20 protein-coding genes are annotated in these 22,701 nt (G+C 67.4%); 11 read left to right on the top strand and 9 right to left on the bottom strand.

The features are described 5' to 3' along the window. Window positions 1–10: 10 nt before the first annotated feature. The gene (gene gatA, locus BDD16_RS11505; protein ID WP_179634080.1) at window positions 11–1,516 is read right to left on the bottom strand and encodes an Asp-tRNA(Asn)/Glu-tRNA(Gln) amidotransferase subunit GatA; all 1,506 of its coding nucleotides are present in this window, start codon (window positions 1,514–1,516) and stop codon (window positions 11–13) included. A 17-nt stretch (window positions 1,517–1,533) separates the two neighbouring features. Then, window positions 1,534–1,833, bottom strand: coding sequence for an Asp-tRNA(Asn)/Glu-tRNA(Gln) amidotransferase subunit GatC (gene gatC / locus BDD16_RS11500; RefSeq protein WP_179634079.1), 300 nt, complete (start codon window positions 1,831–1,833; stop codon window positions 1,534–1,536). Between the two features lie 283 nt (window positions 1,834–2,116). On the opposite strand from gatC, the gene BDD16_RS11495 reads away from it, so the two are divergent. The 5 genes from BDD16_RS11495 to rodA are packed head-to-tail and all read left to right on the top strand — an operon-like array spanning window position 2,117 to window position 8,090. Beyond that, window positions 2,117–3,160 (top strand): rod shape-determining protein, encoded by a 1,044-nt coding sequence (locus tag BDD16_RS11495; protein WP_179634078.1) that lies wholly within the window; start codon window positions 2,117–2,119, stop codon window positions 3,158–3,160. A 36-nt stretch (window positions 3,161–3,196) separates the two neighbouring features. Continuing rightward, the gene (gene mreC / locus BDD16_RS11490) at window positions 3,197–4,153 is read left to right on the top strand and encodes a rod shape-determining protein MreC (RefSeq protein ID WP_179634077.1); all 957 of its coding nucleotides are present in this window, start codon (window positions 3,197–3,199) and stop codon (window positions 4,151–4,153) included. Window positions 4,154–4,166: 13 nt separating this feature from the next. Then, window positions 4,167–4,685, top strand: a complete 519-nt coding sequence (gene mreD / locus BDD16_RS11485; protein WP_179634076.1) for a rod shape-determining protein MreD — start codon at window positions 4,167–4,169, stop codon at window positions 4,683–4,685. A 20-nt stretch (window positions 4,686–4,705) separates the two neighbouring features. After that, window positions 4,706–6,916, top strand: coding sequence for a penicillin-binding protein 2 (gene mrdA / locus BDD16_RS11480; RefSeq protein ID WP_179636116.1), 2,211 nt, complete (start codon window positions 4,706–4,708; stop codon window positions 6,914–6,916). 13 nt (window positions 6,917–6,929) lie between these two features. Beyond that, complete coding sequence (rodA, locus tag BDD16_RS11475) at window positions 6,930–8,090, top strand: rod shape-determining protein RodA (RefSeq protein ID WP_179636117.1); 1,161 nt, start codon at window positions 6,930–6,932, stop codon at window positions 8,088–8,090. Here rodA and BDD16_RS11470 read toward each other — a convergent pair. Both BDD16_RS11470 and BDD16_RS11465 read right to left on the bottom strand, forming a co-directional pair. After that, a complete protein-coding gene (locus tag BDD16_RS11470) occupies window positions 8,067–9,530 on the bottom strand; it encodes a sensor histidine kinase (protein ID WP_179636115.1) in 1,464 nt (487 codons plus the stop codon). The two genes, rodA and BDD16_RS11470, sit on opposite strands and share 24 nt — an antisense overlap. A 55-nt stretch (window positions 9,531–9,585) precedes the next feature. Next, on the bottom strand, window positions 9,586–10,260 hold the full coding sequence (locus tag BDD16_RS11465) for a response regulator (protein ID WP_179634075.1): 675 nt from the start codon (window positions 10,258–10,260) through the stop codon (window positions 9,586–9,588). Window positions 10,261–10,472: 212 nt separating this feature from the next. On the opposite strand from BDD16_RS11465, the gene recA reads away from it, so the two are divergent. The 4 genes from recA to sucD all read left to right on the top strand — a co-directional run bounded on the left by recA (window position 10,473) and on the right by sucD (window position 14,326). Further along, window positions 10,473–11,537, top strand: coding sequence for a recombinase RecA (gene recA, locus BDD16_RS11460; protein WP_179634074.1), 1,065 nt, complete (start codon window positions 10,473–10,475; stop codon window positions 11,535–11,537). 20 nt (window positions 11,538–11,557) lie between these two features. Then, a complete protein-coding gene (gene recX, locus BDD16_RS11455) occupies window positions 11,558–12,037 on the top strand; it encodes a recombination regulator RecX (protein ID WP_179634073.1) in 480 nt (159 codons plus the stop codon). Between the two features lie 219 nt (window positions 12,038–12,256). Continuing rightward, window positions 12,257–13,417 (top strand): ADP-forming succinate--CoA ligase subunit beta, encoded by a 1,161-nt coding sequence (gene sucC / locus BDD16_RS11450; RefSeq protein ID WP_179634072.1) that lies wholly within the window; start codon window positions 12,257–12,259, stop codon window positions 13,415–13,417. 12 nt (window positions 13,418–13,429) lie between these two features. Then, window positions 13,430–14,326: a succinate--CoA ligase subunit alpha gene (gene sucD, locus BDD16_RS11445; RefSeq protein WP_179634071.1), complete on the top strand. Its 897-nt coding sequence runs from the start codon at window positions 13,430–13,432 to the stop codon at window positions 14,324–14,326. Between the two features lie 92 nt (window positions 14,327–14,418). Here the strand turns inward: sucD and BDD16_RS11440 are convergent, their stop codons facing one another. Beyond that, entirely contained in the window at window positions 14,419–15,399 is a 981-nt protein-coding gene (locus tag BDD16_RS11440; protein ID WP_179634070.1) for a TerC family protein, read from the bottom strand. A gap of 354 nt (window positions 15,400–15,753) precedes the next feature. Between BDD16_RS11440 and BDD16_RS11435 the strand changes: the two genes are divergently transcribed. After that, window positions 15,754–16,110, top strand: coding sequence for a phage holin family protein (locus BDD16_RS11435; protein ID WP_246332526.1), 357 nt, complete (start codon window positions 15,754–15,756; stop codon window positions 16,108–16,110). Window positions 16,111–16,123: 13 nt separating this feature from the next. Here the strand turns inward: BDD16_RS11435 and BDD16_RS11430 are convergent, their stop codons facing one another. After that, window positions 16,124–17,698, bottom strand: a complete 1,575-nt coding sequence (locus BDD16_RS11430; protein WP_246332525.1) for a M48 family metalloprotease — start codon at window positions 17,696–17,698, stop codon at window positions 16,124–16,126. A 131-nt stretch (window positions 17,699–17,829) separates the two neighbouring features. Between BDD16_RS11430 and moaC the strand changes: the two genes are divergently transcribed. After that, the gene (moaC, locus tag BDD16_RS11425) at window positions 17,830–18,309 is read left to right on the top strand and encodes a cyclic pyranopterin monophosphate synthase MoaC (protein WP_179634068.1); all 480 of its coding nucleotides are present in this window, start codon (window positions 17,830–17,832) and stop codon (window positions 18,307–18,309) included. A gap of 16 nt (window positions 18,310–18,325) precedes the next feature. Here the strand turns inward: moaC and BDD16_RS11420 are convergent, their stop codons facing one another. The 3 genes from BDD16_RS11420 to groL form a co-directional block, all read right to left on the bottom strand. Then, window positions 18,326–20,107 (bottom strand): PglL family O-oligosaccharyltransferase, encoded by a 1,782-nt coding sequence (locus BDD16_RS11420; protein ID WP_179634067.1) that lies wholly within the window; start codon window positions 20,105–20,107, stop codon window positions 18,326–18,328. A gap of 118 nt (window positions 20,108–20,225) precedes the next feature. Then, window positions 20,226–20,714 carry a pilin gene (locus BDD16_RS11415; protein WP_179634066.1) on the bottom strand — a complete coding sequence of 163 codons (489 nt, stop codon included), beginning with the start codon at window positions 20,712–20,714 and terminating at the stop codon, window positions 20,226–20,228. A gap of 299 nt (window positions 20,715–21,013) precedes the next feature. Beyond that, on the bottom strand, window positions 21,014–22,666 hold the full coding sequence (gene groL, locus BDD16_RS11410) for a chaperonin GroEL (protein ID WP_179634065.1): 1,653 nt from the start codon (window positions 22,664–22,666) through the stop codon (window positions 21,014–21,016). Between the last annotated feature and the right edge of the window lie 35 nt (window positions 22,667–22,701).

Here is a 22,701-nt window from a genome sequence, read left to right as displayed (position 1 = left end):
GCCTTGGCATTCAGTAGCCGGCGGGCGCCTGCTGGTGCCAGTCGGTGGCCTGCTGCAGCGCATGGCCCGCGTGCAGCAGCGCGCCTTCCTGCCAGTAGTTGCCGATCAGTTGCAAGCCCACCGGCAGACCGCCCGCGCCGAAGCCGGCCGGCACGCTGATGCCCGGCAGCCCGGCCAGCGAGGCCGGCAAGGTGAAGATGTCGGCCAGGTACTCGGCCACCGGGTCGGTCTGGCTGCCGATCGGGCGCGCCACGTTGGGCGACACCGGGCCGGCGATCAGGTCGCACTGCGTGAACGCGGCCTGGAAGTCGTCGGCGATCATGCGGCGCAGCTTCTGGGCCTGCAGGTAGTAGGCATCGTAGTAGCCGTGCGAGAGCACGTAGGCGCCGATCATGATCCGGCGCTTCACCTCGGTGCCGAAGCCTTCGCTGCGGCTCTTGCGGTACATGTCATTCAGATCCTTGTACTGCGCTGCCCGGTGGCCGTAGCGCACGCCGTCGAAGCGGCTCAGGTTCGAGCTGGCCTCGGCCGGGGCAATGATGTAGTACACGGGGATCGACAGCTCGGTGCGCGGCAGGCTGACCTCGACCAGCGTGGCGCCCAGCTTCTCCAGTTCGGCCAGCGCGGCGCGGGTCGCGGCCAGCACGTCGGCCGACACGCCCTCACCAAAGAATTCCTTGGGCAGACCGATGCGCAGGCCGGCGAGTGGATGCTCCGCGGTCGCGCCTTCGCGCAGCGTGGTGGTCGCGGCGACGAAGTCGGGCACGGGCTGCTCGGCGCTGGTGGCGTCGCGCGGATCGAAGCCGCTCATGGCCTGCAGCAGGTGGGCGCAGTCGAGCGCCGAGCGCGCCATCGGGCCGGCCTGGTCGAGACTGGACGCGAAGGCGATCATCCCGTAGCGCGAGCAGCGGCCGTAGGTCGGCTTGATGCCGGTGATGCCGGTCAGCGACGCCGGCTGGCGCACGGAGCCGCCAGTGTCGGTGCCGGTGGCCGCCGGGATCAGCCGGGCCGCGACCGCGACCGCGCTGCCGCCGGACGAGCCGCCGGGAATGCGGTCGGTGTTCCACGGGTTGCGGGCCGGGGTGTAGGCCGAGTTCTCGTTCGAGCCGCCCATCGCGAACTCGTCGCAGTTGAGCTTGCCCAGCGTCACCGCGCCGGCCGACGCCAGCCGGCTGACCACGGTCGCATCGAACGGGCTGCGGTAGCCGTCGAGCATCTTCGAGCCGGCGGTGCTCGGGAAGTCGCGGGTGACGAAGATGTCCTTGTGCGCGATCGGCACGCCCAGCAACGTGTGGCCGGCGCCGGACACGCCGCGGGCGCGCCAGGCATCGGCCGCGGCGGCCTGGGCCAGCGCGACATCGGCGTCGACCGACAGGAAGGCACCCAGCGCGGCGTGGGACTCCACGCGGTCCAGCAGGTGGCGGGTCAGCTCGACGCTGGAGACCTGCTTCTGGTCGAGCAAGCGCGAGAGGTCGGCCACGCCCAGGGCGTGCAGGGGGGAAGTCGACAGGGTCATGGCAGTTTCACTCGCACTCATTCGATCACGCGCGGCACCAGGAACAGCCCGCCTTCGACGGCCGGGGCGCTCTTCTGGTTGGCGGCCCGGTTGTCGGGCTCGGTCACGGCGTCCTCGCGCAGGCGCAGCACGACGTCCTGCACCGCCGACAGCGGGGTGTACAGCGGAGCCACGCCGGTGGTGTCGACCGCACGCATGCGCTCGACGATGTCGAAGAAGCCATTGAGCTCGCCCAGCAGACTCGCCTGCTCGGCCTCGCTCAGTTCAAGCCGCGCCAGATTGGCAATGCGGCTCACATCCTGGGGCGTGAGTGCCATTTGTGTGAACTATGAAATGAATTGGGCGCACTGGGCGCAGATAAGACCCCTACATGGGAGGTCATCAGACGCCGACATGGAGTGGCAGGCCCGGTGTGGACAAGGTCACGCCGCAAGCCATGGGGTATTATCACCCGCCCTTTGTTCATGTACCCGTCGGTTCTGGATCAACTGATTGCTGCGTCGCACCACGACATGCCATCGGTTGGCGGGCCCCGAATTTCCAGTCCAGTCACGCTCACCAGCAGTCCACGTCGGCTGTCGGGATGCTTACGAGTTCACCATGTTCGGATCGTTGCGTCGATATTTCTCTACCGATCTCGCGATCGACCTCGGCACCGCCAATACCCTGATCTACGTTCGAGGCACGGGCATCGTGCTGAACGAGCCCTCGGTGGTGGCCATTCGCCATGAGGGCGGCCCGCACGGCAAGAAGACCATCCAGGCGGTCGGCGCCGAGGCCAAGGCCATGCTCGGCAAGGTGCCGGGCAACATCGAGGCCATCCGCCCGATGAAGGACGGCGTGATCGCCGACTTCACCGTCACCGAGCAGATGCTCAAGCAGTTCATCAAGATGGTGCACCCGCGCTCGCTGCTGCGGCCGAGCCCACGCATCATCATCTGCGTGCCCTGCGGCTCGACCCAGGTAGAGCGCCGCGCGATCCGTGAATCGGCGCTCGGCGCCGGTGCCTCGGAGGTCTACCTGATCGAGGAACCGATGGCCGCTGCGATCGGCGCCGGCATGCCGGTGTCGGAAGCCTCGGGCTCGATGGTCGTGGACATCGGCGGCGGCACGACCGAGGTGGGCGTCATCTCGCTCGGCGGCATGGTCTACAAGGGCTCGGTGCGCGTCGGCGGCGACAAGTTCGACGAAGCCATCATCAACTACATCCGCCGCAACTACGGCATGCTGATCGGCGAGCCCACCGCCGAGGCCATCAAGAAGGAAATCGGCTCGGCCTTCCCCGGCTCCGAGATCAAGGAGATGGAAGTCAAGGGCCGCAACCTGAGCGAAGGCGTGCCGCGCAGCTTCACGGTCTCCAGCAACGAGATCCTCGAAGCCCTGACCGACCCGCTCAACCAGATCGTCTCCTCCGTCAAGAAAGCCCTGGAGCAGACCCCGCCCGAACTCGGCGCCGACATCGCCGACCGCGGCATGATGCTGACCGGCGGTGGCGCGCTGCTGCGTGATCTCGACCGCCTGCTCGCCGAGGAAACCGGCCTGCCGGTGCTGATCGCCGAAGATCCGCTGTCCTGCGTCGTGCGCGGATGCGGCATGGCACTGGAACGCATGGAGCGCCTCGGTTCGATCTTCACGTCGGAGTGACCGTGACGTCCACGGTCGTGGTTGGCGCCTGCTGACATGCCACTGGGCACCCTGGACCGTTCTCCACCACCGTTCTTCCGCCAGGGCCCGTCGGCCCTGTCGCGGCTGCTGTTCTTCGCCTCGCTGTCGGTGCTGCTGATGGCGGCGGACAGCCGGGTCGGGCTGACCACGCCGCTGCGCACCGCCGCCGCCGTGCTGCTCAACCCGATCGAGCGGGCGCTGCTCGTGCCGGTGCGCGGCGCAGGCTCGGTCGGCGACTACCTCTCCGGCATCGCCCAGGCCCAGCAGACCACCGAGCGCGCCCGTGCGGAACTCACCCGCCAGGCCGAGCGCTCGCTGCAGGCCGACCAGCTGCTGCAGGAAAACGCCCGGCTGCGCGCGTTGCTGGAACTGCGTGCGCGGCTGTCCGTGCGCACACGGGCCGCGGAAGTGCTCTATGACGCACCCGATCCCTACACCCGCAAGATCATCATCGACCGCGGCAGCAGCCAGGGCGTGCAACACGGCTCGCCAGTCATCAACGAACTGGGCGTGCTGGGACAGGTGACGCGGGTCTACCCCATGACCGCGGAAGTGACCCTGGTGATCGACGAGAACGCGGCCATCCCGGTCCACAACATCCGCACCGGCCTGCGCGGTGTCGCCTTCGGCGACCCGTCGGTGGACAGCATGGAGCTGCGTTTCGTCGCAGCCAACGCCGACGTGCAGGTCGGCGACATCCTGCAGACCTCCGGACTGGACGGGGTGTACCCGCCGGGCATGCCCGTCGCGAAGGTGAGCCGGCTGGACCGGCGGACCCAGTCCGATTTCGCCAAGATCGCCCTGACACCGGCCACCAAGCCGGACAGCGTGCGGCATGTGCTGGTGCTCGAACCCATGAGCACCCAGCAACTCCCCAAGCCGACCCCGGCCGACGCCGCACTGCCGGTCCACGGCAAGGACAGCCCGGCCGCCAAACCCGGGGCCAAGGCCGTGCGCAAGGACAAGGAGTGAGGGCCGTGACGCCATGATGCCCCGTTCGGCCGATCAACTGCTGCTGCCGGTGAACCCGTGGTTCATGTGGGCCACGCTGCTCGTCGCACTGGCCCTGAACCTGGTGCCGATCGGGCGCCAGCCGGCCATGCCCGACTTCATCGCGCTCGCCCTCGTGTTCTGGAACGTGCACCAGCCGCGCCGGGTCGGCGTCGGCGCGGCGTTCGTGTTCGGCCTGCTGATGGATGTGCACCAGGGCGGCCTGCTCGGCCAGCACGCCATGGCCTACACGCTGGTGAGCTACTTCGCCATCACGATCCACCGCCGTCTGCTCTGGTTCACGGCACCGACCCAGGCCGTGCACGTGCTGCCGCTGTTTGCCGCCGCACACCTCACCTCGCTGCTGCTGCGCATGGCCTCCGGCGGCGACTTCCCGGGCTGGCCCGTGCTGCTGTCACCGGTCTTCGAGAGCCTGCTGTGGCCACTGGTGAGCCTGGTGCTGCTCGCGCCGCAGCGGCGGGCACCGGATCCTGACAAGAACCGTCCGCTGTGAAGCGCTCGGGCCTGGGTGCGATGACCGAACTGCGCAATGTCGAACAGGAGATCGACCAGTTCCGCGTACGGCTGATCGTCGCGGCACTGGTGGTGCTGTGCTGCTTCGGGCTGCTGCTGGCGCGGCTGTTCACGCTGCAGGTCATCAAGTTCGACGAACTCACCACGCAGGCCGAGAACAACCGCATCGCCGTGGTCCCGATCGTGCCCAACCGCGGGTTGATCGTGGACCGCAACGGCGTCGTGCTGGCCGACAACTACTCGGCCTACACCCTGGAAATCACCCGCTCGCAGCTCGAGGACGACCTGGAACAGGTGATCGACCAGCTCGGCGAGGTCATCGAGATCCAGTCCCGCGACCGCCGCCGCTTCAAGCGCCTGATGGGCGACTCCAAGAGCTTCGAGTCGATCCCGATCCGCACCAAGCTGAGCGACGAGGAGGTGGCCCGCTTCACCGCCCAGCGCTACCGCTTCCCTGGCGTCGAGATCAAGGCCCGCCTGTTCCGCAACTATCCCTACGGCGAACTCGGCGGCCACGTGCTGGGCTACATCGGCCGCATCAACCAGCGCGAGAAGGACGACATGGCCGACTGGTCCGACGAGGACCAGGCCAACTACCGCGGCACCGATGTCATCGGCAAGCTCGGCATCGAGCAGAGCTACGAGCGCGATCTCCACGGCACCACCGGCTTCGAGGAGGTCGAGACCAGCGCCGGTGGCCACCCCGTGCGCCGCCTGCGCTCCGAGCCGGCCACGCCGGGCAACACGGTCCGCCTGTCGATCGACATCAAGCTGCAGGCGCTGATCGAGGAGCTGTTCGGCACCCGGCGCGGTGCGCTGGTCGCGATCGATCCGCGCAACGGCGAAGTGCTGGCCTTCGTCAGCAAGCCGGGCTTCGACCCGAACCTGTTCGTCGGCGGCATCGACCAGGACTCGTGGAAGGAGCTCAACGAGTCGCTCGACAAGCCCATGCTCAACCGCGCCCTGCGCGGCACCTACCCGCCCGGCTCGACCTACAAGCCCTTCATGGCCATGGCCGCGCTGGTCACCGGCAAGCGCACCGCCGGGCAGGTCATCTACGACAACGGCTTCTTCATGTTCGGCAACCACCGCTTCCGCAGCCACGGCGACGGCGGCCTGGGGGCAGTCGACATGACGCGCTCGATCGTCCAGTCGAGCAACGTCTATTACTACGGCCTGGCCAACGACATGGGCGTGGACCTGATCCACGACCAGATGGACCTCTACAGCTTCGGGCGCAAGACCGGCATCGACCTCGAAGGCGAGTCCACCGGCGATCTGCCGTCGACCGAGTGGAAACGCAACAAGTACAAGCGCCCCGAGCAGAAGCGCTGGTACGCGGGCGAAACCATCTCGCTGGGCATCGGTCAGGGCTACAACAACTTCACCATGACGCAACTCGCCAGCGCCATGGCCACGCTGGTGTCGGGCGGTCAGCGGTTCGAGCCCCGGGTCGTGCGCGAGATCGAGAACGTCGTCACCCGCGAACGCCGCACGGTGTCGTCGCATGCGGTCTCCCCGCTCGATCTGAAGCCGGAACATGTGGCCGTGATCCGGCGCGCCATGCACGGGGTGACGCAGACGGGCACCTCGACCAGGGTGTTCGCCGGGGCCCCCTACCAGAGCGGTGGCAAGACCGGCACGGCACAGGCCGTGGGCATCCGCCAGAACGAGAAGTACAACGCCTCCAAACTGGCCGACTACCAGCGGGACCACTCGCTCTACACCGCCTTCGCCCCGCTGGACGAGCCGCGCATCGCACTGGCGGTGATCGTCGAGAACGCCGGCTTCGGCGCCGAGGCCGCCGCCCCGATCGCACGGCGGGTGCTCGACTACGTGATCTCCGGCGTCTACCCCACGCCGGAAGACATCGCCATCGTCCAGAAGGGCCACGGCTCGGCACCGATCGGCGCCGGCCTGCCGGTGGCCTCCGTGCCGCTGCCGCCGACCCGGGCGGCCGGCGTCGATGCGGAATCGACGGCGGCGTCCGCTGCCGCCAGTGCGCTCGTCTTCCCTGCTTCGGCCGCTTCTGCCGCATCGGCGCCGGCGAGCGCACCAGGCCCTGCCGCTCCGCCAACACCCGCGGGACCCGCCCCGGCCGTGACCACGGCGCCCACCGCCCCCACACGCCCGTTCAGATGGGTCCCGCGGCGGATGCCCGATCCGGTGCCGCCCGCCCCCGTCGCGGGCGCTTCGCGATCGACACCGTGAGCACACCATGATCCTGCAGTCCTCGTTCGGGCAACCCACGCTGTGGCAGCGGGTACGCCCCTGGTTCAGCGGATTCGATCCGCTGCTGCTGCTGGCGATCCTGGCACTGGCCAGCATCGGGTTGACCGCGATGTATTCCGCCGGGTTCGACAACGGCTCCCGGTTCATGCTGCAGGTGCGCAACATGGCCCTGGCGGGAGCCGTGTTCTTCCTGGTCTCCCAGGTCCCGCCGCAGCGGTTCATGGCGCTGGCCGTGCCGCTCTACACCGTCGGGGTGATCCTGCTCATCCTCACCGCCCTGTTCGGCATCGACCCGACCCACAAGGGCGCGCGCCGCTGGCTCAATGTCGGTGTCGTCATCCAGCCCAGCGAAATCCTGAAGATCGCCACCCCGCTGATGGTCGCCTGGTGGTTCCAGCGCCGCGAGGGCCGGCCACGCACCGGCGACATCGCCCAGGCCTTCCTGCTGGTGCTGGTGCCCTTCCTGCTGGTGGCCAAGCAGCCGGACCTCGGCACCGGCATCCTGATCTTCTCGGCCGGCTTCTTCGTCATCTTCTTCGCCGGGCTGTCGTGGAAGGTCATCCTGCCGGTGGCCGTGGTCGGCATCCTCGGCATCATCGCCATCGTGCTGGCCGGGCCGACGATCTGCGAGCCGGGCGTGGACTGGCAAGTGCTGCACACCTACCAGAAGAACCGCGTCTGCACCCTGCTCGACCCGACCCGCGACCCGCTCGGCAAGGGCTTCCACATCATCCAGGGCATGATCGCCATCGGCTCCGGCGGGGTCACCGGCAAGGGCTTCATGAAGGGCACGCAGACCCATCTGGAGTTCATTCCCGAGCGCACCTCGGACTTCATCTTCGCCGCCTACTCCGAGGAGTTCGGCCTGATCGGCGGTCTGGTGCTGGTCGGCTGCTACAGCTTCCTGATCCTGCGCGGACTGGTGATCGCCTTCGAGGCACCGACCACCTTCGCGCGGCTGCTGGCCGGGGCGATCACGATGAGCTTCTTCGTCTACGCCATGGTCAACATGGGCATGGTCAGCGGCATCCTGCCCGTGGTGGGCGTGCCGCTGCCCTTCATGAGCTATGGCGGCACGGCGCTGGTGACACTGGGGCTGTCGCTCGGCATCCTGATGGCGATCGCCCGCTCACGGCGGCTGATGCAGAGCTGAGCTGTCCGCCACCGCCGTGTCCACGTCAGGTGCATGGCGCAGGCGGATCGTGAACCGCGCTCCCGGGCCTTCGCCCGGAGGCACCTGGGCAGGCGATCGGGCGTCGTCCAGCACGACGGAGGTGCCATGCTGCTGCGCGATCTCCGCCACGATGGCCAGCCCGAGCCCCGAGCCATCGACGGTCGTGCCGAGCGCCCGGTAGAAGGGCTGGAACACGAGGTCCCGCTCGCCCACTGGAATGCCGGGGCCCGAATCCTCGATCTGCAGCACCACCACCTGCCCGAACGGATCCGGCACGACCCGCACGGTCACCGTGCCCCCGCGGGGCGTGTAGTGCAGCGCGTTGTCCACCAGGTTGGTGATCAGCTCGCGCAGCAGCATCGGATGGCCCAGCACCCGCGTGTCGCCCGCGCGGCGCAGGCCGTTCGGCACCTGCGTGTCCGGCCCCTCGAAGCCCAGATCGATGCCGGCATCCAGCGACTGCGGCACGAAGTCGCGCACCACGTCGGTGGCCAGTGCCTCCAGATCGATCTCGTCGCGCGCCACCGTGCCGGCCTTGGCATCGGCGCGGGCCATCGACAGCAGCTGGTTGACCATGTGGGCGGCCCGCTGCGAGGCATGCGCCATCTGCGCCAGCGAGGCCTTCATGACCTCCGGGTCGCCGTGGCCGGCATCGATCTCGCGGGTGGCGAGTTCGGCCTGCATCCGCAGTCCGGCCAGCGGCGTCTTGAGCTGGTGCGCGGCGTCCGCCAGGAAGCGCTTCTGCGTCACCAGCGCGGTCTGCTGGCGCTCCAGCAGGTCGTTGATCGACTGCACCAGCGGCGAGACCTCCTCCGGCACCTCGTGCACGTCGATGGGCGAGAGGTCGTCGCTGGCACGTTCACGGATGCGCTGCTGCAGCGCATTCAGCGGCGCCAGCCCGCGCACCAGGGCCAGCCACACCAGCAGCACCGCCACCGGCAGGATGACGAACTGCGGCAGGATCACGCCCTTGATGATCTCGGTGGCCAGCCGCGAGCGCTTGGTCAGCGTCTCGGCCACCTGCACCAGCACCGCCCGCTCGCCCGCACCGCCGCTGATCCACTGGTAGGCCACGCGCACGCTGTCACCGTGCACCTCGTCGTCGCGCACGCGCATCTCGCCCAGCACCTGCGCGTCGTCCTCGGAGGGCAGCATCAGGTCCCGGTCCCCGCTGACGAACTCGCCGCGCGGCCCGAGGACCTGGTAGTAGACGTTGTCGACCTCGTCCGCGCGCAGCATGCGCGCGGTTTCGCGTGACAGGTCGAAATAGACGCTGTCCCCGCGCACCTCGACCCGCTGCGACAGCGAACGCACCGACTCGATCAGTGCGCGGTCATACGGACGGCTGGCGATGCCCTGTGCTGCCAGCCACGTCAGCGCCAGGCTCATCGGCCACAGCAGCAGCAGTGGCGCGAGCATCCAGTCCAGGATCTCGCCGAACAGCGAGCGCTGTTCGCGTCGGCGCGCCGCCGCCTCAGGTCGCGGCGATCTTCTCAAGGCAGTAGCCCAGACCCCGGACGGTGGCGATGCGGATCGGTCCCTGCTCGATCTTCTTGCGCAGGCGGTGGATGTAGCCCTCGATGGCGTTGTTGCTCACCTCCTCGCCCCACTCGCACAGGCGCTCGACGAGCTGGTCCTTGCTGACAAGGCGCCCCGCACGCTGCAGCAGCACCTCCAGCAGGCTCAGCTCGCGCGCCGACAGGTCGATCATCTGCTCGTTGATGTAGGCCACGCGACCGGTGGCGTCGAAGGTGAGCGGCCCGTGCTTGATCAGCGCGCTGGCGGATCCCAGCCCACGCCGGGTCAGCGCCCGCACGCGCGCTTCGAGCTCCTGCAGCGAAAAGGGCTTGGCCATGTAGTCGTCGGCCCCGAGATCCAGGCCCTTGACCCGCTGCTCGATGCTGTCGGCCGCCGTCAGGATCAGCACCGGCACCGCCGAACCGCGCGCCCGCAGCTTCTTCAGCACCTCCAGGCCGTGCAGCTTGGGCAGGCCCAGGTCCAGTATCAGCATGTCGAATTCGTGGGCTGCCAGAGCCGCGTCGGCCTCCGATCCATTGCCCACATGGTCCACCGCATATCCTGCCGAACGCAGGCTGCGCAGCAAGCCATCGGCCAGAATCTGGTCATCTTCAGCGATCAGAATGCGCATGGCGCCTGTCTCCTCATTACCCCTGTGGACGGGGGCTTGGCCGTGATTGTAGAAAGCCCGGGAATGTGCCGCATCGGTACAGATGCCATGCCTTGACGCAATGCACCAAGGCCTGCAGAAAAACCACGCCAGCACGGGCGCCGGGGCCCAGCAAAAAGCTGTACAGACATCCAGCATTGGGCATAATGACGCATCCACCCAGGAGAATGTCGATGGACGCACCGAGCAAAGCCAATCCGAACAGCACCGCCCTCAGCACCGAAAAAGCCAAGGCCCTGCAGGCCGCGCTGGCCCAGATCGAAAAGCAGTTCGGCAAAGGCTCGATCATGCGCCTGGGCGAAGGCGAGGTCGTCGCCGACATCCAGGTGTGCTCCACCGGCTCGCTGGGGCTGGACATCGCGCTCGGTGTCGGCGGCCTGCCCCGCGGCCGCGTCGTCGAGATCTACGGTCCGGAGTCCTCGGGCAAGACCACGCTGACGCTGCAGGTCATCGCCGAGATGCAGAAGCTCGCCGGCGTCTGCGCCTTCATCGACGCCGAACACGCGCTGGATGCCCAGTACGCGCAGAAACTCGGCGTCAACCTGCAGGACCTGCTGATCAGCCAGCCCGACACCGGCGAGCAGGCGCTGGAGATCGTCGATGCCTTGGTGCGTTCGGGCTCGGTCGATCTGATCGTCATCGACTCGGTGGCGGCACTGACCCCCAAGGCTGAACTCGAAGGCGAGATGGGCGACTCCCTGCCCGGGCTGCAGGCGCGGCTCATGAGCCAGGCCCTGCGCAAGCTCACCGCCACGATCAAGAAGACCAACTGCATGGTCATCTTCATCAACCAGATCCGCATGAAGATCGGCGTGATGTTCGGCAGCCCCGAGACCACCACCGGCGGCAACGCGCTGAAGTTCTACGCCTCCGTGCGTCTGGACATCCGCCGCGTCGGCTCGATCAAGAAAGGCGAGGAAGTCATCGGCAGCGAGACCCGCGTCAAGGTCGTGAAGAACAAGGTCGCTCCGCCGTTCAAGACCGCCGACTTCGACATCCTCTACGGTGAGGGCATCAGCCGCGAAGGCGAGATCATCGACCTGGGCGTTGCCGCCAAGATCGTCGACAAGTCTGGCGCCTGGTACGCCTACAAGGGCGAGAAGATCGGCCAGGGCAAGGACAACTCGCGCGAGTTCCTGCGCGAGAACCCCGATCTGGCGTACGAGATCGAGAACCGCATCCGCGAGTCGCTCGGCATCAGCCTGCTGCCCCCCATGGGCAGCAGCAACAAGGCCTGACCGTCCGGACGGAGCCGAGGGTGCAAGCCACGCTCAGTCTCAAGGGCCGGGCGCTGAAGTACCTCGCTGCACGCGAACATTCGCGCAGCGAACTGATGCGCAAGCTCGCCCCGCACGCCGAAGACCAGGCCGAGATCGAGCGCGTGCTGGACGAGCTTCAGCAACGCGGCTTCCTGAGCGAGGAGCGGTTTGTCGCCTCGGTGGTCCACCGCCGCGCGGCCGGTCATGGCGTGGCCCGCATCCGACAGGAGCTGAGCCTCAAGGGCATCACGGCCGACCAGATGCGCGCGGCACTGGAGGAGCTGCAGCCCAGCGAGCTGGCGCGCGCCCACGCCGTGTGGGCCCGCCGCTTCGGCAGCCCGGCGACGGACCCGCGCGAACAGGGTCGACAAGTGCGGTTCCTGATGGCGCGCGGCTTCTCGGGCGAGGTCGTGCGGCGGGTCCTCAAGGGTGAACTGCCGGAGTCCTTCGACGCCTCCTCTGCCGACGATCCGGACTGATCCATCGTTGCGCCGGCTTGTCCCGGCCCTGCTCGATCGCTGTCCTGTTCTGCAACGTCGGCTGGTACATGGCGGTTACCACGCATAGGGTTGCGGCAGTGCAGCATGCTAAAGTCCCCGGGCTTCGGCATCGACGCCGAACGGGGCGCCCGCTGCTGCGCGCCACCACTACGCCATGCAGTCCCGCATCGTTCCCATTCTCCCCAAGAGTTCAACCCGATGAAGATCCACGAATACCAAGGCAAGGAAGTCCTGCGCCAGTTCGACGTGCCGGTGCCGCGCGGCTACCCGGCGTTCACGGTGCAGGAGGCGGTGGAAGCCGCACAGAAGCTGGGCGGCCCGGTGTGGGTCGTGAAGGCGCAGATCCACGCGGGTGGCCGCGGCAAGGGCGGCGGCGTGAAGGTCGCCAAGAGCCTGGACGACGTGCGTCGTCTGGCCGAGCAGATCCTGGGCATGCAGCTCGTGACGCACCAGACCGGCCCGGAAGGCCAGAAGGTGCGCCGCCTGTACATCGAGGACGGTGCGGACATCCAGAAGGAGTTCTACGTCTCGCTGGTGACCGACCGCCAGTCGCAGAAGGTGGCGTTCATCGCGTCTTCTGAAGGCGGCATGGACATCGAAGAGGTTGCGCATTCGACGCCCGAGAAGATCATCACCGAGGTGATCGATCCGCTGACAGGTCTGGGTGCCGAGCAGGCCGAGAAGATCGCCCGCGCGATCGGGCTGGAAGACGTGTCGATGGCGCAAGCCGTGGGTCTGTTCCAGAACCTGTACCGCTGCTACATGGACACGGACGCCTCGCTGGTCGAGATCAACCCGCTGAACCGCGACGGCAAGGGCAACCTGATCGCGCTGGACGCGAAGTTCAACTTCGACGCCAACGCGCTGTTCCGCCATCCGGAGATCGTGGCCTACCGCGATCTGGACGAAGAGGATCCGGCGGAAGTCGAGGCTTCGAAGTTCGATCTGGCCTACATCAGCCTGGACGGCAACATCGGCTGCCTGGTGAACGGCGCCGGTCTGGCAATGGCGACGATGGACACCATCAAGCTGTTCGGCGGCGAGCCGGCGAACTTCCTGGACGTGGGCGGTGGCGCCACGGCCGAGAAGGTCACGGAAGCGTTCAAGATCATGCTGAAGAACCCGGAGGTCAAGGGCATCCTGGTGAACATCTTCGGCGGCATCATGAAGTGCGACACCATCGCCGAAGGCGTGATCACGGCGTGCAAGGCGGTGAACCTGTCGGTGCCGCTGGTGGTGCGCATGAAGGGCACGAACGAGGACCTGGGCAAGAAGATGCTGGCCGAGAGCGGTCTGCCGATCATCGCCGCCGACACGATGGCCGAAGCGGCCACCGCCATCGTTGCAGCCGTCAAGTAAGGAACACAAGACATGAGCATCCTGATCAACAAGGACACCCGCGTCATCACCCAGGGCATCACGGGCAAGACGGGCCAGTTCCACACGCTGGGCTGCCAGGCGTACGCGAATGGCAAGAACGCGTTCGTGGCGGGTGTGAACCCGAAGAAGGCGGGCGAGAAGTTCTCGGACATCCCCATCTACGCCAGCGTCAAGGAAGCCGCGCAGCAGCAAGGCGCCACCGTCAGCGTGATCTACGTGCCGCCGGCCGGCGCCGCTGCGGCGATCTGGGAAGCGGTGGAAGCCGACCTGGATCTGGCGATCTGCATCACCGAAGGCATCCCCGTGCGGGACATGCTGATGGTGCGCAACAAGATGAAGGCCAAGGAAGCGGCCGGCGGCAAGAAGACGCTGCTGCTGGGCCCGAACTGCCCCGGCCTGATCACGCCGGAAGAGATCAAGATCGGCATCATGCCGGGTCACATCCACCGCAAGGGCCGCATCGGCGTGGTGTCCCGTTCGGGCACGCTGACGTACGAAGCCGTGGCGCAACTGACCGAGATCGGTCTGGGCCAATCCAGCGCGGTCGGCATTGGCGGCGACCCGATCAACGGGCTGAAGCACATCGACGTGATGCGCGCGTTCAACGACGATCCGGACACGGACGCCGTGATCATGATCGGCGAGATCGGTGGTCCGGACGAGGCCGAAGCGGCGATGTGGTGCAAGGTGAACATGACCAAGCCGATCGTGGGCTTCATCGCCGGCGTGACGGCGCCGGCCGGCAAGCGCATGGGCCACGCCGGTGCGCTGATCTCGGGTGGTGCGGACACGGCCGACGCCAAGCTCGCCATCATGGAAGAGTGTGGCTTCACCGTCACGCGCAATCCGTCCGAGATGGGCAAGCTGCTCAAGGCGCTGCTGAAGTAAGTCCTCCTGGAGCGTTCGTCTCCACCATGAAAAAAGCCACCCCGCGGGGTGGCTTTTTTCATGGTGACCCGCTCAGGGTCAGCCCGTCAGGCTCAGCCGTTGGAGATCGACTTCGTCGGATGCGGGTCGATCTTCGGCGCGGTCCGCACGCTCAGCCACATCGTGAACGCCAGGATGCCGATCACCGCACCGAGCGAGGCGAACACCGGGATCTTGACGAGGTCGATCAGCAGCATCTTCGTGCCGATGAACGCCAGGATGACCGCCAGCCCGTAGCTCAGCAGGTGGAACTTCGTCGCCATCGCCGCCAGCAGGAAGTACATCGCGCGCAGGCCCAGGATGGCGAAGATGTTCGAGGTCAGCACGATGAAGGCGTCGTCGGTGATCGCGAAGATCGCCGGGATCGAGTCCACCGCGAAGATCACGTCGGTGATGCCCACCAGCGCGATCACCAGCAGCAGCGGCGTGGCGATGCGCCGGCCGTTCTCGACGGTGAAGAACTTCTCGCCATCGAACTCCTTGCTGACGGGCAGCACGCGGCGCAGCAGCTTCAGTGCCGGGTTGCTTTCCAGGTCCGGCTCCTGACCCGCGGCCCACCACATCTTGATGCCGGTGACCAGCAGGAAGGCACCGAAGACATAGAGGATCCAGTGGAACTGCGCGATCAGCCAGGCCCCCACCAGGATCAGCGCCGTGCGCAGCACCATCGCGCCGATGATGCCGACCATCAGCACCCGCTTCTGGAAAGCCGGTGGCACCGCGAAGTAGGTGAAGATCATCAGGAAGACAAAGATGTTGTCCACCGCCAGCGACTTCTCGATCAGGTAGCCCGTCAGGAATTCGAGCGCGCGGGTGTTGGCGACCTCGGTGCCGTGCTCACGCCAGGTGGCCCACCACAGCAGTCCGTTGAACGCCAGACTCAGCGCCACCCACAGCAGCGACCAGCGCACCGCCTCCGGCACCGATACCTCGTGCGCCCCCTGCCGGCGCAGCACGACGAAGTCCACGAACAGGGCCAGCAGCACCACCGCCCCGAAAAACAGCCACAGCCAATCTGGCGCCATCGTTTGCATGACCACTCCAATCCGGTTGTTGATGAACAAAGGAATGCGAAGTGGCTGCTTTCGGCGCAGAACATGGTGATCAGGTCGAACCCCGAGCAGCCACTTCGCGCCGAAAGGTCTGGCGATGCACACGGCGACAGGCACCGCCCATGTGGCATCTGCGAACCCGGATGCGCTGCCGTGATGGCGGCAGTCACCGTACTGACGGGATGCGCGATGGCAGGCTGCCATCTGCTACTCCCCTTTCGACGCCACCATTATGGAAGTGCCCGCCCATTCCCCACACGGCCTGGGGATTTGCGCCGCCGCAAACAAACCGTGACACAGGTCACAAATCGCCACGGCGCGTGTATGCTGGCGCGCATGGTCAAGCTCCTCGCTCGCTGGTTTCTACTGGCCGCCGCCCTGCTGCTGACGGCGCATTTCTACCCCGGCATCCAGGTCCGGGGCTATGGCGCGGCGCTGGTGGCCGCGCTGATCCTGGGGCTGCTCAACACGGTGCTGCGTCCGGTGCTGGTCGTGCTGACGCTGCCGGTGACGATCGTGACACTCGGTCTGTTCCTGTTCGTCGTGAACGCCATGGTGTTCTACAGCGCGGCCTGGCTGCTGCCGGGGTTGCAGGTGGCCGGATTCACGGCGGCACTGGTCGCCTCGCTGCTCTACAGCATCTGCGGCATCGTCATCGACGCCGTGCTGGAGCGGGTGTTCGACGAAAGCTGAAGCGCAGGCGGTTTCACTCGCGCTGACCGTTGCGCTCCTGCTCCATCTCGATGCGGCGCTGCTGCTCGATCGCCTTCAGGCGCGACTCGATGATCACGCCCTCCACCGACTCCACCGCCCCCTGGCTGCGCGCCAGGCGCTGACCAGCCCGCAGGCGATCGACGGCGCCGGAGAGATCCCCCTCGGCATGCCGGGCTTCCGCATGGGCCCGCAACGCCGCCAAGGGCGCCCCCTGGCGCTCCTGCACCTGCGCGAGCGCGAGCCACGCACTGCCATCGCCCGGATGCAGCGCCACCCAGGTCTGCAGATCCTCGCGGGTGCGGGCCACCAGCGTCGCCTCGGCGCCGGCGAGCGTCGCCAGGCGGGCGGCGAGCAGCAAGCCGGCGCGAGAACCGTCCAGCACCCCGCCGGACAAGACCCGCGCGGCCTCGGCCGTCTGGCCACGCTCCAGCAGCGATTCGACCTGCATCACCAGAACCGGCCGCTGCACGGCCTCGCCCTGCGGTGCGGCAAGCGCCTTGGCCCGGGCCAGCGCGGCGTCCGCCACCCGCCAGTCCTTCAGCCGTGTGGCGGCCATCGCGGCGGCGCAGGCGGTCGACAGCGCCTCCGGCGTCTGGGCAGCGGCAGCGGCCGTGGGCACACCGCCACCGGCCAGCCGCGTCAGCGTCTGCGTGCGGCCGTCCATCAGCGCGCGGGCGCGCCCCTGCATCACGGCATGCAGCCACTGCGCTGCGGATGGCGTGGCCTTGCGGCCCCCGGCAGTCCCGAGTCGACCACGCGCCTCGGCAATGCGCTCGCTGGTCAGCGGATGGGTGCGCAGATAGGGGAACTGGCCCGCGTCGTTCAGGCGCGAAGCGTATTGCATCCGGTCGAACATGCCGGCCATGCCTTCCGGCGCATACCCTGACGCGTCGAGCACACCAAATCCGACCCGATCGGCTTCGCGCTCCATGTCGCGCGAGAAGTTCAGCTGGCCCTGCGCTGCCGCGGCCTGTCCACCGACGATCACGGCGTTGGCCGCATCGACGTTCTGGCTGCGCGAAGCGGCCAGGATGCCAACGATCATCGACGCCACGCCCAGCATCGACTGCCGCCGGCTCGATGCGATGTTGCGGGCGATGTGGCGCTGGGTGACGTGCGAGAGTTCGTGGGCCAGCACGGCCGCGAGTTCGTCGCGTGTCCCCGTCAGCGCAATCAGCCCGAGGTGGACACCGACATAGCCGCCCGGCAGCGCGAAGGCATTGATCGAGCGGTCGCGCACCAGAAACGCCTGCAGCGCGAAATGGGTCTTCTGGTCATCGGAGAGATCCCCGCGCGACTGCGCAGCCGCCACCAGCGGCTGCCACAGACCGTCCAGATAGTCCTGCAGCAGGGCGTCATCCAGCCAGTCCGGGTCGCGCCGGATCTCGCGCATGATGCGGTCGCCGAGGCGGCGCTCGGCGCCGACGGTGAGGTCCTCCGAGGCCGCGTCGCCCAGGGAGGGCAAGGACGACGGTGCCTGCGCCGCCCATGCGACGCCGAGCGACATCGGCGCCGTGGTCAGCAGCGACGCCAGCACCAGCGCCAGCACCGAAGGGCGGGGCGTCAAACCACGTCGGGGAGCGGCAGCACAAGAGAGGGTCATGGCCAGCCCGCCTGGAGCGGGAGATGCAGCGGGGCTGCGTATGATGCCCGCTCTGTGTCTCTTCTGTGTAAACCCCTGCTGAGCGGATCCGACCGATGAATTCTCCCCTGACCCACTTCGACGCCCACGGCCAGGCCCACATGGTCGATGTGTCCGAGAAGCGCGAGACCCACCGGGTCGCCACCGCCGGCGGCACGATCCGCATGCTGCCCGCCACGCTGGCGCTCATCACGCAGGGCAACGCGAAGAAAGGCGACGTCATCGGCATCGCCCGCATCGCCGCCATCCAGGGCGCCAAGCGCACCTCGGACCTGATCCCGCTGTGCCACCCGCTGCCCATCACCAAGGTAGCCGTGGACTTCCAGATCGACGAGGCGGCCTCGGCCGTGCACTGCCAGGCCACCGTGGAGACGCTGGGCCGCACCGGCGTCGAGATGGAGGCGCTGACCGCCGTGCAGGTCGGTCTGCTGACCATCTACGACATGTGCAAGGCGGCCGACCGCGGCATGACGATGACCGACATCCGCCTGCAGGCCAAGCGGGGCGGCAAGTCGGGCGACTGGGTCGCCGACTGACCTGCCTGCCCGGCGCTCACGGTTTCGGGCGCAGCGCCTCGGCGGGCAAGGCCGGGTCGGGCAGACACTGGAACGGTGCCGGGGTCGGCGCGGCGGGCGGTGCGTCACAGACGGCGAAGAAGTCGGCCGACACCGGGTTGTGGAATTCACGCAGCCGGGCGGCGACATGCGCCGCACGCGCCGTCTCGCCCCGCCCCTGCAGGGCCCGCGCATAGGCGATCAGCAGCCGGGTATCGGCCAGGTGGTAGAGCGGCCGCTCGAACTGGTCGAACACCTTCTCCGGCTCCGGTGCCATCGTCACCGCGGCATAGTCGGCGTGGTGGCCCCACAGCACGCTGCGCTGCCCTTCGGCGATGCGCTCGGCCAGCGGGGCCGGCTCGCTCCAGGCCAGATCCGGCTCGAAGATGATGGCCACGCTGCCATATTCCACCGTCGACCAGAGCGATCCGGCCATCGCCAGCGCCCCGGTGGCGCACCAGACCGGGCGCCACGCGCCGGCCAGACGGGACACGCCCCCGGCGGACGTCGCCTCCGCAGGTGGCCGCACGGGCACCAGCCCGGTCAGCCAGCCGGCCAGCAGGGCCGCCGGCAGCAGGAAGTAGACATACCACAGCGGGTACTCCAGCAGGCTGTGCACACCGACCATCACCAGCATGAACAGCGCAGCGCGCGCGCCACGCGCGGTGTCGTCATCGGCCTGCTGCAGCGCGGACCGGGACATCCACAGCGCCACGAGCACGCAGCCAAGGATCGCCACGGCCATCGGCACCCCCGACTCGACCGCCAGTTGCAGCACGGCGTTGTGCGAGTGGTCGTAGAAAGCGACCGGCCGGCCCGGGAACGGGGTCATCGACCAGATGAAGTTGTAGGCCCCGAACCCGACACCCGTCCACGGATGGGTGCGGACCATGTCCCAGGTGTTGGACCAGATCTTGCCGCGCGAGCTGCTCGGGTCGCCGTGCAGCGTCTTCTTGAGCTGGTCCTCGCCGTAGAACATCACGCCGTGCGCCGAGAGCCACTGCTCCAGCCCCCACCAGCTCAGCGCGTACAGCGGCAGCATGGCCAGCAGCAGCCAGCGCACCGGGGACGGCAGCCGCCGGTCGACCGCGCCCCAGAGCGCCAGCAGCACCACGCCGACCAGCCCGGTGCGGGAGGCCGTCAGCGCCACGCTGAAGACCAGCACGCTCAGCACGGCCGCCAGCACGGCCAGGGGCTGGCGCTCGCGCACACCGAGCCAGACGGCGGCCGCTGCCGCCCACAGCAACAGCGTGGAGAGCTGGTTCGGCTGGCGCATGTTGCCGATGGCGCGGCCGGCGATGGTGGGGAAGGAGATCAGGCGGCCATCGGCGAGTTCGGGGCGAAACACCTGCACCACGCCGACCACGACACTCAGCAGCCCGGCCACCAGCAGCGCCGTCATCAGCGGGGTGACCCAGTCGTCGATGCGACCGGCGCGGGTGGCGGCGGCCGTGGCATGCACCAGCGCACCGGCCAGCACCAGGCACGCCAGCGGCGCCAGGCGCTGGCCCCACGGCGTGCTGGACGTGAGGATGGCCGCGACCAGCAGCGCACCGGCGACCAGCAGCAGCTTCGTCGCCCCCGAGGACGGCTGTGACGAGAGGCTGGGCCGCGCGGTCAATGCCCAGACCAGCAACCAGACCCCGCAGCCACCGAAGGCCACGACCTGGTTGAAGTAGGTCGAGGTGGGCGGCATGCTGCCGGCGATCAGGAAAGGAAGCGCCACCGCCAGCAGGGCCAGTGGCAGAAAGGAGACGGGGGGGTGATCGGGCGAGGTCATGAGTGGCTGATCATAGCGAGGCCACCGTCCGGAACCCTGAAACGACAAATGCGCCCGGAGGCGCATTTGCGATTTCAAACCGTGGACAAGAGCCCAAGCCTAGCTCAGGCAAATTGCATCACGGATAGACGCCGCGGCAGGATGCCGGCAGATACTTGCCCGGGATCGTGGTGCCGTCAGCAGCCAGACCACAGCGCCAGCCAGCGATCGTCTTGCCACCATCAGCTGTACCGACCAGGGCGGTCGTGCTGCTCTGGATCGGGACCAGCGTCAGCGCGTTCGTCGTCGAAGTCAACTGATTGAGATTGCTGTGGTTAGCAACAACGGTGACGACACCGTTCGCATCGACCGCCACGCTTGTCACGAACTTGGTAGCGGTCACGCTACAGCTCGTTGGCAGCACAGCGGACACATCTGCGACGTTTGATGACTGGACCGCCTCGGTAATGCTTGTACGGCACGACGAAGCAGCCAGCACAACTTCTGAAACCTTGGCCCGGACCGTGTAGTCCTGATACGCCGGCAGCGCGACGGCGGCCAGGATGCCGATGATCGCCACGACGATCATCAGTTCGATCAGCGTGAAACCTTGTTGAACTCGCTTCATGTTGCTTCCTGCAATGGGGGTGGAGATATTTCTGCAGTGCAGGGGCCGTGCCAGCCTGGAATCACGCAGAAACGCCCTGAATCGCCCGCTGCTGCCCGGTTGGAACGACAGGAATCGGTGCTTGGCAAGCCGGTCACTGCCAAAAAATGTCACTTTGCAGGTGCGCTGAACAGGACACGTCACCCTTGTTTGCGGGGGTAACCAGCCCTTCGACAGACCGAACCAGACCAGACAAAAAAAGGGCCGCATCGCTGCGGCCCTTTTCGCTTGTGCGCTGAGCGTTGCTCAGGCAGCGGACATTACATGCCCATGCCGCCCATGTCGCCCATGCCGCCCATGCCGCCGCCGCCCATGCCGCCAGCACCGGACTCGTCCTTCGGTGCTTCAGCGATCATGCACTCGGTGGTCAGCATCAGCGATGCGACCGACGCGGCGTTCTGCAGCGCGGTGCGGGTGACCTTCGTCGGGTCCAGGATGCCCATGTCGATCATGTCGCCATAGGTGTCGTTGGCGGCGTTGAAGCCGTAGTTGCCCGAACCAGCCAGGATGGCGTTCACGACCACGCTCGGCTCGCCACCGGCGTTGGCCACGATTTCGCGCAGCGGGGCTTCGATGGCCTTCAGGACCAGCTTGATGCCGGCGTCCTGGTCCGCGTTGTCACCGGCGATGACGCCAGCAGCCTGACGCGCACGCAGCAGGGCCACGCCGCCGCCAGCCACGATGCCTTCTTCGACGGCGGCACGGGTCGCGTGCAGCGCGTCTTCGACACGGGCCTTCTTTTCCTTCATCTCGACTTCGGTGGCAGCACCGACCTTGATGACGGCCACACCGCCGGCCAGCTTGGCCACGCGCTCTTGCAGCTTCTCGCGGTCGTAGTCGCTCGACGCTTCTTCGATCTGGATGCGGATCTGCTTGACGCGCGCTTCGATGATGTCGGCGGTACCGGCGCCATCGATGATGATGGTGTTTTCCTTGCCCACTTCGACGCGCTTGGCCTGGCCCAGATCGGCCAGCGTGACCTTGTCCAGCGACATGCCGACTTCTTCGGCGATGACCTTGCCGCCCGTCAGGATGGCGATGTCTTCCAGCATGGCCTTGCGGCGGTCGCCGAAGCCCGGAGCCTTGACAGCCACGACCTTCAGGATGCCGCGGATGGTGTTCACCACCAGCGTGGCCAGCGCTTCGCCGTCCACGTCTTCAGCGACGATCAGCAGCGGGCGACCAGCCTTGGCGACTTGCTCCAGCGTCGGCAGCAGGTCACGGATGTTGGACACCTTCTTGTCGTACAGCAGCACGAAGGGGTTGTCCAGGATCGCCGACTGCTTTTCCGGGTTGTTGATGAAGTACGGCGACAGGTAGCCGCGGTCGAACTGCATGCCCTCGACGATGTCGAGTTCGTTGTCCAGCGACTTGCCGTCTTCGACGGTGATGACGCCTTCCTTGCCGACCTTGTCCATCGCCTTGGCGATGATCTCGCCGATCGACGAATCGCTGTTGGCGGAGATCGAGCCGACCTGGCTGATTTCCTTGGTGGTCGTCGTGGCCTTCGAAGCGGCCTTCAGCTGGGCAACCAGGGCGGTGACCGCCTTGTCGATGCCGCGCTTCAGGTCCATCGGGTTCATGCCGGCGGCCACGTACTTCATGCCTTCGCGCACGATGGCTTGCGCCAGCACGGTGGCGGTGGTGGTGCCGTCACCGGCGTTGTCGGAGGTCTTGGAAGCGACTTCCTTGACCATCTGCGCGCCCATGTTCTGCAGCTTGTCCTTCAGTTCGACTTCCTTGGCGACCGAGACACCGTCCTTGGTCACGGTCGGGGCGCCGAACGAGCGCTCCAGAACGACGTTGCGTCCCTTCGGGCCCAGCGTGACCTTGACCGCGTTGGCCAGGATGTTCACGCCTTCAACCATGCGGTGACGGGCGTCTGCACCAAAAATAACGTCTTTAGCTGCCATGTTCTGACTCCGGAATCTTGAATGAATGAAGGGAC

It is taken from the genome of Sphaerotilus montanus (genome assembly GCF_013410775.1).
Taxonomy (GTDB): Bacteria; Pseudomonadota; Gammaproteobacteria; order Burkholderiales; family Burkholderiaceae_C; genus Sphaerotilus; species Sphaerotilus montanus.
Note: the sequence above shows the minus strand (reverse complement) of the source record. Positions and strands in the feature narration are given on the sequence as shown.